This window comes from Clavibacter sp. VKM Ac-2872, assembly GCF_015351105.1.
In the GTDB taxonomy this organism is placed as follows: Bacteria; Actinomycetota; Actinomycetes; order Actinomycetales; family Microbacteriaceae; genus Clavibacter.
On record NZ_JADKRR010000001.1, the window covers coordinates 815,756 to 828,399 of the forward strand.

The following is a 12,644-nucleotide window of genomic DNA, read 5'->3' on the forward strand; positions in this document are numbered from 1 at the left end:
CCCCTCACCCGCTCCACCCACCCGAAGCAAGGACGAAATGAGCATCCTCTCCTCCGCGGGGCGTCGCATGGCCGCGATGACCGCGGCCGCCGCGGTCATCCTGTCCGCGGTCGTGATCGCGCAGCCCGCCGTGGCGGACTCCGCGCCCGTCGACCCGACGGACCCGAAGACGCCCGTCACGGTCACCGCCGACCCGCTGCCCACGACCCAGATCGACGGCGTCGCCTGGTCGCAGGTCGTCGTCGGCAACACGGTCTACGTGGCCGGCAAGTTCCAGAACGCGCGCCCCGCGGGCGCCGCCGCCGGCACGAACCTCACGCCCCGCAGCAACCTGCTCGCGTACGACATCCGCACGGGCGCGCTCATCACGTCCTTCGCGCCGAAGCTCAACGCGCAGGCGCTCTCGGTCACCGCGTCGCCCGACGGATCCCGGATCTACGTCGTCGGCGACTTCACCGACATCGACGGCCAGGGCTTCTACCGCGCCGCGGCGTTCAGCACCGCGACCGGCAGGATCATCCCCGCATTCCGCCCCATCATGGGCAGCCAGACCCGCACGGTGAGCGCCTCGAACGACACCGTGTACCTCGGCGGCACCTTCCAGAGCGTCAACGGCGCCGCTCGGAAGTACCTCGCCGCGGTGTCCGCGACGAACGGCCAGAACACGGCCTTCGTCGCGGATGCGGACACCGTCGTGGACGCGCTCACCCTCACGAAGGACGCGTCCAAGCTCATCGTCGGCGGCCGCTTCACGCAGCTCAGCGGCACGCCGACCTACGGGCTCGGCGCGGTGGATCCCGTGACGGGTGCCTCGCTCCCGTGGGCCGCGAACCAGCAGGTCAAGAACGCCGGCGCGGAGTCGTCGATCACGAGCCTCTACGCGACCGACGACCGGGTCTACGGATCCGGCTACACGTTCGGCGCCGGCGGCAACCTCGAGGGCGCCTTCTCGGCCGACCCCAACACGGGCGTCGTGAGCTGGGTCGAGGACTGCCACGGCGACACCTACTCGGTCTTCGCCACCAGCAGGGTCGCGTACGTCGCCGGCCACCCGCACTACTGCGGCAACATCGGCGGCTTCCCGCAGACCGACCCGTGGACCTTCCAGCACAGCCTCGCGTTCTCGAAGACCGCGACCGGCACGGCCACGGCCGACCCGTACGGGTACCACAACTGGGCCGGCACGCCGTCGCCGTCGCTGCTCACCTGGTTCCCGAAGTACGTCACGGGATCCTTCACGGGCCAGGGCCAGGCGGCCTGGAGCGTCAACGGCAACGAGGACTACGTCGTCGTCGGCGGCGAGTTCCCGTTCGTGAACACCACCGCGCAGCAGGGCCTCGTCCGCTACGCGATGGCGAATGGCGCCACGAACAAGGTCGGCCCGAACGGCAACGACCAGCTCGTCCCCAAGGCGATCTCGTACACGAAGGGCGAGGCCCGCGTCTCCTGGCAGGCCACCTTCGACCGCGACAACGCGCGCCTCACCTACAGGGTGATCCGCGACGGCAAGACCGCGACGCCCGTCTACCAGGTGACGCAGGACTCGACCTTCTGGAACCGGCCGTCGATGGGCTTCATCGACACGGGTCTCGTGCCCGGCAGCTCGCACACCTACAAGGTCGTCGTGACCGACGCGGCCGGGAACTCCACCGACCGCAACGGCGCCGCGCCCGTCACCATCACCGACCGGTCGGGCAGCGACGCCTACGCCACGAGCGTGAAGGACGACGGCGCGACCGCGTACTACCCGCTCGACGAGAACGGCGGCACCGCCGGCCTCGACCACGTCGCGTTCCAGGACCTCCGGGTCGACAACGCGACGCGCGGCGCCGCCGGCCCGATCGACGGATCCACCGCCACCACCTTCTCCGGCCAGGACGGGTCCTTCGCGGTCACGCCGCAGGCGGTGCAGGCGCCGAACACCTTCAGCGTGGAGTCGTGGGTCAGGACGACCTCGACCTCGGGCGGCAAGGTCGTCGGCTTCGGCGGCAGCAGCACGGGCACGTCGAACAACTACGACCGCATGGTGTACCTCGACAACGACGGCCGGATCCTCTTCGGCGTCTACACCGGCGCGACGCAGACGCTGAGCTCGGCCCCCGGGTTCAACGACGGGAAGTGGCACCAGATCGTCGCCACCATGAGCGGCGACGGCATGAAGCTGTTCGTCGACGGCAAGCTCGCCGGCCAGCGCGCGGACACCACGGCCGGCCAGGACTACACGGGCTACTGGCGCGTCGGCGGCGACAACCTCGGCGGCTGGCCCAACCAGCCCCGGAGCGCCTACCTCGCCGGCGACATCGCGCAGGTGTCGATCTACCCGACCGCCCTCACGCGCGCCGACGTCGTCGACCACCTGGTCGCGTCCGGCCGCACCTCGCCCATCCCGCCGGCGCCCGCGGACGCCTACGGCAAGGCCGTGTACGCGGCCGACCCGTCGTCCTACTGGCGCCTCGACGACGCCGACGGCTCCACGACGCTGAAGGACGCCGGCCAGAACGACGTCGGCGCCAACGTCGGACGCAACGTGCGCTTCGGCCAGGCGGGCGCTCTCACCGGCCCCGTCGGCCAGGCGGCGGCGTTCTCCGACAGCATCGCGGTGAGCCAGCAGCGGGTCTCCAACCCGACGACCTACTCGCTCGAGATGTGGTTCCAGACGACCACCACGCGCGGCGGCAAGCTGATCGGGTTCGGCGACAACGCGGATCCGTTCGCCTTCTCCGGCAGCTACGACCGCCACGTCTACATGCAGGACGACGGACGCCTGCAGTTCGGCACGTGGACCGGCCAGACGAACCTGGCGGGATCGACCCGCGCCTACAACGACGGCCAGTGGCACCACATGGTCGCGTCGCAGGGATCCGACGGCCTGAAGCTCTACGTGGACGGCGACCTCGTCGGCCAGAACGGCCAGACGCAGGCGCAGGGCTACGACGGCTACTGGCGCATCGGCGGCGACAACACGTGGAACTCCTCCAGCGGCACCTTCGAGGGCCGCATGGACGAGGTCGCGGTGTACCCGACCGTCCTCACGCCCTCGACCGTCGCGACCCACTACTCGCTCGGGACGACCGGCCGCGTGCCCAACCAGGCCCCGAAGGCGCAGTTCGCGCAGACGGCGGACTTCCTCATGGCCGCGTTCGACGCGGCCGGATCGACGGACGCCGACGGCACGATCACGGGCTACGCCTGGGACTTCGGCGACGGCGTCCAGGCGTCCGGCGCGCAGCAGTCGCACACGTTCGCGGCGGCCGGCACCTACCCGGTCTCGCTCATGGTGACGGACGACCGCGGCGCGACGAACCGCACGCAGCAGGACGTCACGGTGAAGGCGGCGCCCGTCAACATCGCGCCGACGGCCGTGGTCACCGCGACCGCGACCGACCTCACGGCCAAGCTCGACGGATCCGCCTCCACGGACGCCGACGGCACCGTCGCCTCCTCCGCGTGGGACTTCGGCGACGGCAGCACGGGCACCGGCCCGACGCCCACGCACGTCTACGCCGCGGGCGGCACGTACACGGTGACGCTGACGGTCACGGACGACAAGGGCCTCACGGGCACCGCGTCCACGCAGGTGACGGTGGTGGCGCCCCCGGTCAACCGGGAGCCCACCGCGGTCATCGCGTCGACCACCGCGGACCTCGTCGCGAACCTCGACGGACGCGCATCCAGCGACCCGGACGGCGCGATCGCGTCCTGGACGTGGGAGTTCGGCGACGGCACGACGGGCACCGGGGCGTCCATCGCCCACCCGTACGCGAAGGCCGGCACGTACCAGGTCGCGCTGACGGTGACGGACGACACGGGCGCGACCGGTCGCACGATCGCGAGCGTCACGGTCACCGCCCCGCCCGTGAACCAGGCGCCCGTCGCCCGGTTCACGAGCACCGCGGCGAACCTCGTCGCCTCGCTCGACGCCTCCACGTCGAGCGACCCCGACGGCACCGTGGCGTCCTTCGCCTGGGCCTTCGGGGACGGGACCACCGGCACGGGCCGCACCACGACCCACGCCTACGCCGCGGCCGGCACCTTCGCGGTGTCGCTCACGGTCACGGACGACACGGGCCTCGCCACGACGAGCACCTCGCCGGTGACCGTCCAGGCGCCCGCGTCGAACGTGCTCGCGCAGGACTCGTTCGGCCGCGCGGTCCAGGCGGGCTGGGGCACGGCCGACCTCGGCGGCGCCTGGCGCGTCACCGGCGGGACGAACATCGTCACGGTGCAGGACGGCAGGGGCCAGGTCGTCTCGCCGAAGGGCGAGACCCGCACGATGACCCTCGACGCGGTCTCCACGACGTCGTCGGACGTCAGCGCGACCTTCTCGCTCGACGCCGTCCCGACCGGCGGCGGCTCGTACACCCGGGTCAACTCCCGCCAGGTGGGGTCGGCGTTCTACCAGACGCAGGTCTGGATCAAGGCGACCGGGCAGATCCAGCTGGTGCAGTCGGAGGGGGCGACGACCGTCGGGTCGTACATCCTCCCCGGCACGACCTACCAGGCCGGCCAGCAGCTCCGCGTCCGCGTCCTGACGACCGGCACCTCGCCGACCACCGTCAAGGCCAAGGTGTGGGTCGCCGGCCAGGCCGAGCCCGCCGCCTGGCAGACGAGCGTGACCAGCTCGACCGCCGCGCTGCAGGCCGCCGGCTCCGTCGGGATCCAGACCTACCTCTCGGGGTCGGCGACGGCGCCCGTGACGACGCGGATCGACGACCTGGTCGTCAGCCGCGACGGCCAGGCGCCCGCGCCCGCTCCGGCGAACCAGGCCCCGACGGCGGCGTTCACGTCGACGGCCAAGGACCTGACGGCGTCGTTCGACGGATCCGGTTCCACCGACGCCGACGGCACGGTCGCCTCCTACGCCTGGGCGTTCGGGGACGGCACGACGGGCACCGGCAAGACCGCGACCCACGCCTACGCCGCGGCCGGCACCTACACGGTGTCGCTCACGGTGACCGACGACAAGGGCCTCGCCTCGGCGAAGAAGGACGGCACCGTCACGGTGACCGCGCCCGTCGTCGCTCCGGCGAACCAGGCCCCGACCGCGGCGTTCACGTCGACCGCAAAGGACCTGACGGCCTCGTTCGACGGATCCACCTCCGCCGACGCCGACGGCACGGTCGCCTCGTACGCCTGGGCGTTCGGGGACGGCACGACGGGCACCGGCAAGACCGCGACCCACGCCTACGCCGCGGCCGGCACCTACGCGGTGTCGCTCACGGTGACGGACGACACGGGCCTGGCGTCGGCGAAGAAGGACGGCACGGTCACGGTGACGGCGCCGGTCGTCACGCCGCCCGCCGCCGGGATCCTCGCGCAGGACACCTTCACCCGCACCGCCGCGAACGGCTGGGGCACGGCGGAGACCGGGGGCGCCTGGCGCATCACCGGCAACGCGTCGATCCTCACGGTGGCGGACGGGAAGGCGCAGGTCACGAGCCCCGCCGGCGAGACCCGCACCGCGAGCCTCGACGCCGTGAGCACCACCGCATCGGACGCGCAGGTGAGCTTCGCGCTCGACAGGGTGCCCACGGGCGGCGGCGCGTACGTGCGGATCAACTCGCGCCAGGTCGGCACGTCGTACTACCAGACGCAGGTCTGGGTGCGGTCGACCGGCCAGGTCATGATCGTGCAGTCCGAGAACGGCACGAACCTGAAGTCGGTCGTCGTCCCGAACGTCACGTACACGGCCGGGCAGCAGCTGCGGGTCCGCGTGCAGGTCACGGGCACGTCGCCCACCACGATGAACGCGAAGGTCTGGCCCGTCGGCCAGGCCGAGCCGACCGCGTGGCAGTCGACGACGACCGGGACCCTGGCCGCCCTGCAGACCGCGGGAACGTTCGGGATCCAGACCTACCTGTCGAGCTCGGCCGCCGGGCCCGTCGCGTTCACGCTCGACGACCTCGTGGTCACGGACGGCACCGCCCGGTGACCTGAGGCGCGACGACGACGCCCTGGTGGGCGGGTCCCGAGGACCCGCCCACCGGGGCGTCGCACTGAGATGATCGACAGGGCCGTTCGGCGGCCGGGGGAATGAGAGGGGGAGCCATGCGTCGTCCACGTCCACGTCCGAGCGCGCTCCCCGGGGCGGCCGCGCGATGAGCGGGCTGCTCGCCGGATCCGGCCTCCAGACCCTGCTCCTCCTCGGCATCGTGCTCGCGGGCGGCGCCCTCCTGCTGCTCGTCCTGCGGCGCCTGCCGCGCACGGCCGTCGCCCTCTGGCTCGTCGTGCTCTCGTTCGTCCCCGTCTGGTCGGGGGTTCCGCTCGGCGGCTACTACCTGCCGCCGTCGACGGTGGTCGCCGTCCTCGTGATCCTCGCGATCGTGCCCGTGCCCGGCTTCCGGGTCTCGCCGCTCGACGTGCTGGTAGTGCTGATGACCGCGGCCGGGTTCGCCGGCGTGGTCGTGGGCGGCGGAGCGGGCATCGGCATGTCCACGCTCGTGACGTTCCTCACCTACGCGCTGCCGGGGTACCTGCTCGGGCGGCTCGCGGCGCACCGGATCGGCATGGCGTCGCTCCACGCGATGACCGCCGTCGTCTTCACGGTCGTCGCCGCGCTCGCGATCGTGGAGTTCATCACGGGATGGAACCCGTTCGTGCTCCTGCCCGGCAACGCGGGGCTCCGCGAGACGTGGGCGACGCTGCAGGGGCGCGGCGGGATCCTCCGGGCGGAGGGCGCGTACGGCCACTCGATCGCGCTCGGCTCGGCGCTCGCGATCGCGATCCCGCTCACGCTCGCGTCCCGCTTCGGCCTCGTGGCGCGCCTCGGCATGACGGCCCTGATGATGCTCGCCGCGGTCCTCACCTTCAGCCGCGTCGGCATGCTGGGGGCGGTGCTCGGCCTCGCGCTCTCGATCGTGTTCCTCCGCGACGCGATCTCGCTCCGCGTGCGCGCGACCGTCACCGCGGGCGTGGTCATCGTCGCGGCCGCGGTCGCCCCCTTCGTGCAGTCCGTGTTCGACGACGCCGGCACGGAGGCGAGCGCCAGCTCCGACTACCGCGGCGACCTCTACAGCCTCGTGCCCGGCATGGGGATCCTCGGCACGACCCCCGAGGCCCACCGCGGCAGCGACGGCCGCGTCTTCTACGGGCCGTTCCGCTCCATCGACAGCCAGCTCGTGCTCACGGGCCTCACCTTCGGCCTGCTGGTCGCGGGCGCCGTGCTCGTCGCCCTCTCGGTCGGGGTCTGGCTCGTGCTGCGCGGGCATGCGACCGCGGCGACCATCGCGCTCGTGGCGCAGATCCCGGCGCTCGCGTCGGTGGCGCTCATCACGCAGTTCGCGACGCTCGTGTGGTTCCTCGCGGGGGTCGCGGCGACGAGCCAGATCCTCCGCCGCGAAGGCGTGCCCCTGTCCGAGCCGCCGCCCGACCCCGTCGACGCACCGGCCGACGCCGATGCCGCCGGCCACCCCGATCCCGCCCGCAGCACCGTCCCGCCGCTCCTACCCGGAAGAACCCCCTCACGATGACGCTCCACGAGTTCACCGCCCTGCTCCGCCGACTCTGGTACGTCGTGGTCGCCGCCACGCTCGCGGGCGGCGCGGTCGCGTTCGGCCTGTCCCAGCTCGCGACGCCCGTCTACACCGCGCAGTCGCGCCTCTACTTCTCGCTGAGCAGCGGATCCAGCGCGAGCGACCTCAACCAGGGCGCCACCTACACGCAGAGCCAGATGCTGTCGTTCGGCGAGCTCGCGGAGTCGCCCGCGGTGCTCGAGCCCGTGATCGCCCGCGTCGGCCTCGACCAGACGCCGCAGGAGCTCGCGCGGGCCGTGACCGTCACGACGCCGCAGAACACCGTGATCATGGAGATCAGCGTCACCGAGCCGTCGCCGTCGGAGGCCGCGGAGATCGCCAACGCGGTGGCGACCAGCCTCCGCGACACCGCCGAGGCGTACGCGCCGACGGGCGCCGAGGGCTCGCCCACGGTGTCTGTCCGCGTGATCCAGGAGGCCCCCGAGCCCGAGAACCAGTCCGCGCCGAACGGCCGCACGAACACGCTCGCGGGCCTGCTGCTCGGCCTCCTCGCGGGCCTCCTCGGCCTCGCGCTCGTGCGCCTGCTCGACACGCGCGTCCGCTCCGCCGAGGCCGTCGCCCACCTCACGACCGCGCCCCTGCTCGGGTCGCTCGAGCGCGAGCGCGGCGTCACGGGCCTCGCGATGGCGGTCCGGCCGCTGTCGACCGCGGCCGAGGGCTTCCGCCAGCTCAAGGCGAACCTGCGCTTCGTGCTCCTCGGCGACCGGTCGTCGAGCATCGTCGTCACGTCGTCGATCCCCGGCGAGGGCAAGTCCACGGTCGCCGCGAACCTCGCCATGTCGCTCAGCGAGGGCGGGCGCCGCGTGCTGCTCATCGACGCCGACCTCCGCCGGCCCGTCGTCGCGCAGTACCTCGGGCTCGAGGGCGACGCGGGCCTCACGACCGTGCTCGTCGGCCAGGCGCTCCTCGAGGACGTCGTGCAGCCGTGGGGAGACGGCACGCTCCACGTGCTGACCAGCGGCGAGATCCCGCCGAACCCGAGCGAGCTGCTCGCGTCGTCCCGCATGGAGGACCTGGTCGGCCTGGCCAAGGCGTCCTACGACGTCATCGTGATCGACACCGCGCCGCTCATCGCGGTCGCCGACGCCGCGTTCGTGGCGCGCATGACCGACGGCGCGATCGTCGTCGCCGACCAGACGCGCGTGCACCGCGGCCAGCTCTCCGAGGCGCTCGACGCGGTCGAGAAGTCGGGCGGATCCGTCCTCGGTGTCGTGCTCAACAAGGTGCGCCCCACGAAGGACAAGCGCGCGTACTACCGCGCGGAGGCCGAGCAGACGGGGCGGGCGGGGCGTGGGGCGGGGAAGGCGCACGTCGCGGGGTGACGAGCGGAGGCGGCGACGAGGGGCGCCGCCGGAGCGGCTCCGATGCGCATGACCTGGCCCATGTGCGCAGGCATCGAAGGAGACGGCAGCAGGCCGGGATCATCGCCGTCGGTGACGATGATGCCGTCGACGGAGACAGAGGCTCCCGGATGCAGTACCAGGGGAGTCGCGTCCACGCGTCAGCGGCGGGCGAGGCGTGCGTCGCCGAGCATCAATGTGAGCGCCTCATCCGGCGCGGCGACGCGGAGGTCGTCGTGTCCGACCATCAGCATCCAGATCTTCTTGGCCGGGCACTGGATCTCTGCGTGAGGCGGCTGTGACGTGTGGGGTCTCACGCCGGCGAGCCGGCGCTGTCAGCCTCTCGCCTGATGGCCGGTGAGAGGGAAAGAGGGCGTGCAGTCGACCAGGTGACTGCACGTCCTCTTCCCGGGCTGTCCCGCTGCGTCGAAGATCGACGCGTTCGGCGTCACGCCGGCTGAAGCCGCCGATCCGACGCGAACTCCTCGATGTCACGCAATCGAGCGACGAGCGAATACGAGTCTCGTCATTCGATGAGCTGGGATGATCGGGAGCGGCTTGTCATCCCGGGATCCCATATGTCTGCCACATGATGTTGTGGTCGTGCACGCCGGCCGGCAAGTTGTAGCAGGCCCCGTACGACTGCTCCTCCCAGTCTGGGTAGCCCGTTTCGGTGATGATGCGAACCCGGGCGTTGCTGAGGTAGATCGATTGGGCGTTGTCGCGGATCTTCTGGCCGTTGCCTGCGGAGCCCCACGTCGTCTTGTTGAAGGTGTCGTTGACCCACCCCTCGCGGGCGTTCTCGCCTGTGTAGACGCGTGAGGCGCTTCCGCCGGAACTGCAATTGACTCCATAGAATATCTCGAACGCGGGTGTCGGTTGTGCGGCCTGGGCGGCGGTGGCTCCCGTCAACGTGGACAGTGCCACGCCCGCTGCTACCGACACTGCGGCGATTGTGCGTGATCGCCTCCGATCGCGCCGGCCGGAGATGCTCGCGGTTGTGGTGCGCGGCTGGGGTGATTGATCCATGGTGTGTCCTTCTCCTCGTATCTTCATATGACCGGGCCCGTGCGGCCCGATGTGCGGCGGTGCCGGTGCACTCGACTTCGAGCACTGGCGGGCGCTGCCTCAGCCGCGGCTGCGTGGTGAGCCGGTGCAACTGAACGTCGACCATCCCGTGTCGTCATGGGGGACGGCGTGCGGCACGTTGGAGCTGGCGCCCCGTGATCGCTGTTCCCGTCTGGGGCCATGGGGGATCGCCATCCGCGTGGATCCGCTTGAGGGCGTTGCCGACGTCGATCGATTCGGCGTTGTCGCGGACCTCTTGACCGTCGCCCTGGTTGCCCCGGGTGGTCGTGTCGGCCGCATGCGGTCTTGCGCCGCATGGGGCCGGGAAGGAGCGGACTCAGACCGGCAAGGAATAGTTGTAGGTCGCCCACTGCGTATTGTGGTTGCTGACTCCGTCCGGCAGGTTGTAGCACTGCCCGCGTGACTGCTCTTCCCAGGCGAGGCTGCGGTCGCCGTTGATGTAGATCCTCACGTGAGCGTTGCTCAGGTAGATGGATTCGGCGTTGTTGCGGACTCTCTGGTTGACGCCCCAGGAGCCCCATTGGGTTTTATTGAAGGTGTCGTTGACCCATCCCTCTCCCAGGTTCTCACCCGTGTAGACGCGCGATGCGGAACCGCCACCGCTGCAGTCCTTCCCGAAGAATATCTCGAACGCCGGGTCCGCTGCCTGTGCCGCGGTGGTTCCCGTGACGGTCGAGAGAACCAGACCTGCGGTGACGGAAATAGCGGCAATCGCTCGTGAACGCTTCGGCGTTCGCTTCCTGGCGTTTCTCGTGGGTGTGATCGTCCTTTGCGCTGATCGATCCATGGCGTTAGTGTCCCCTCGCGTCTTCGCACCCACTCGTTGCAGGCTCGTGATACCTGCGAAGCGGCATGATTGGTCTACCTAGAACTCGGACGATAGCAGGAGCGTTGAGGTTCTCTGTCCTTTGTTTGAGGTGTAGACAACATGAGAAGGTCCGTGTTACACATACTTCGTATGCCCGCCAGCGATCGGGGCTGGCAGGCTGCAACGCGCGGCGCTGTAGCGAGCCTTCGCGTCGAATGGAGAGCCCCTCGGCTCAGAAAGAGCGACGCACGAGCCTTCCTGGAACATGATCATCGTCATCAGTGCAGCGGACAGGACCTGACCAGCAGCCGTCCGTCACCGATCCTGCGCGCGCCTCTGGGCATGGAAGAACGACATCTGACCGTGCGTCACGTGTCTGCGTGGGAGTCTCCGCTCTGGAACTATTGCCGGACCATCTGCTCGAGACGCACCGCTGCGGCCTGATGTCGTGGTGGTCCGGATTCGGAGCAGCGAGAAGGGCAGCCGCAGGTCGAGGCTCCCCGGCATCCAGCTGCCCCCGTGTGAGCGGAGCCGCTAGCGGCGGTCGCCTACGCGATCATCCGCCGCGAGCGGGAGTCGGGCCAGACCACGACGTTCGTCTGGGAAGACCTCGTCGAGTGACGGGTGAGGTCGAACGCCGGTCAAGCTGATCGAGCAGAGTTCTGGTGGTCGGCGACGGATCGGTCGTCGAGCCATCGAGAACCAGACGAGATCCGACAGCCGAAGCGCACTATGGGAGCTGTGGGGGCGCGATCAGCTCGAGGAATCCACCGAGGGCACCTTCGAGGTAGATGATGCGTGTGCCGGCTCGGGCGCCACCGGTCATCCGGTGAGGTGTCCCGACCGGTCTCCAGCCGTGTCCAGCGCAGAGCTCGAGCACACGATCGAGGTCGGAGACCGTGAGCGCGATGTGCACCACTCCGACCTGTGCGGGCGAGCCGGCGGACTCAGGCAGCCGGGGCGGGTCGTACTGCAGCAGCTCCACCCGGTGGGGGCCGAGCGTCACCGTCGCTGCGCGGATCACGGCTCCACGGACGCCGGTGGTCGCCGCCGTGACCTCCACGTCGAGCGTGAAGGTGCGCTCGAGCACGAACCCCAGACCGGAGCACCACAGCGCCAACGCGTCGTCGAGGTCGGCCACGGTGAGACCGGAGTGGGCGATGTCGGAGACGAGCGGTGATGCCATGGCATCAGTATCGAGCTCCGACACGCCGCAGCGTCGCGCTCTACTGGAACACGACCACCGGCGACCCCGCGTCGCGCGCCACGACCACGCTGATCGCGTCGGCCGACGCGGCGGGCACGCTGAACACGTAGTCCCCGGTCGCGGACGCGCCGGGCTCGAGCGAGCCGCGGATCACGGTGTCGGAGTCGGCGGGCGTCGCGGGCGTGCGGTCGGCGCCGTAGAAGACGTTGACGGCCACGGAGTCGACCGCGACGACCGCGTCCGTGACGTTCACGAGCTCGAGCCGCACGTCGACCGCGTCGCCGCTCAGCTCGCCCACGCGTCCGCCGTCGGTGCTGGTCGGCGTGACGGAGACGATGCGGGCCTGGATCGAGCCGGGGAACGTCGCGGTCTCGTCGAGGCCGACCGTGGTCGCGACCTCCTGGCCGAGCGCGCGGGTGTCGCCGTCGGGGAGCGGGGCCGGGGCCTCGGTGGCGCCCGCGGTGGGGGCGACCTCCGACCAGTCCTTCGTGTCGGCGGCGGCCGCGGGGGCGTCGGATCCGGATCCGTTCACCACGACGGTGCCGACCACGGCGGCGACCGCGAGGACGGAGGCGGCGCCTATCACGACGACGGTGGTGCGCCGGCTGCGGGCGCGACGCTCGCGCCGTGGACGCAGGTCGGACGGGGTGCTCTCGGGTGCGGGCATG

7 protein-coding genes are annotated in these 12,644 nt (G+C 71.0%); 3 read left to right on the plus strand and 4 right to left on the minus strand.

What is annotated here, in order from left to right:
• Positions 1 to 37 precede the first annotated feature (37 nt).
• From ITJ40_RS03975 to ITJ40_RS03985, 3 genes are all read left to right on the plus strand, one after another.
• Positions 38 to 5,932 (plus strand): PKD domain-containing protein, encoded by a 5,895-nt coding sequence (locus tag ITJ40_RS03975; protein WP_194665847.1) that lies wholly within the window; start codon positions 38 to 40, stop codon positions 5,930 to 5,932.
• A 166-nt stretch (positions 5,933 to 6,098) separates the two neighbouring features.
• Complete coding sequence (locus ITJ40_RS03980; protein WP_194665848.1) at positions 6,099 to 7,469, plus strand: hypothetical protein; 1,371 nt, start codon at positions 6,099 to 6,101, stop codon at positions 7,467 to 7,469.
• Positions 7,466 to 8,854 carry a polysaccharide biosynthesis tyrosine autokinase gene (locus tag ITJ40_RS03985; protein WP_194665849.1) on the plus strand — a complete coding sequence of 463 codons (1,389 nt, stop codon included), beginning with the start codon at positions 7,466 to 7,468 and terminating at the stop codon, positions 8,852 to 8,854. The genes ITJ40_RS03980 and ITJ40_RS03985 overlap by 4 nt, the downstream gene beginning before the upstream one ends.
• A gap of 579 nt (positions 8,855 to 9,433) precedes the next feature.
• Here the strand turns inward: ITJ40_RS03985 and ITJ40_RS03990 are convergent.
• The 4 genes from ITJ40_RS03990 to ITJ40_RS04005 all read right to left on the minus strand — a co-directional run bounded on the left by ITJ40_RS03990 (position 9,434) and on the right by ITJ40_RS04005 (position 12,643).
• Positions 9,434 to 9,799 (minus strand): hypothetical protein, encoded by a 366-nt coding sequence (locus ITJ40_RS03990; RefSeq protein WP_194665850.1) that lies wholly within the window; start codon positions 9,797 to 9,799, stop codon positions 9,434 to 9,436.
• A gap of 478 nt (positions 9,800 to 10,277) precedes the next feature.
• On the minus strand, positions 10,278 to 10,748 hold the full coding sequence (locus ITJ40_RS03995; RefSeq protein ID WP_194665851.1) for a hypothetical protein: 471 nt from the start codon (positions 10,746 to 10,748) through the stop codon (positions 10,278 to 10,280).
• 751 nt (positions 10,749 to 11,499) lie between these two features.
• The gene (locus ITJ40_RS04000; RefSeq protein ID WP_194665852.1) at positions 11,500 to 11,955 is read right to left on the minus strand and encodes a VOC family protein; all 456 of its coding nucleotides are present in this window, start codon (positions 11,953 to 11,955) and stop codon (positions 11,500 to 11,502) included.
• 40 nt (positions 11,956 to 11,995) lie between these two features.
• On the minus strand, positions 11,996 to 12,643 hold the full coding sequence (locus ITJ40_RS04005) for a hypothetical protein (RefSeq protein WP_194665853.1): 648 nt from the start codon (positions 12,641 to 12,643) through the stop codon (positions 11,996 to 11,998).
• Between the last annotated feature and the right edge of the window lies 1 nt (position 12,644).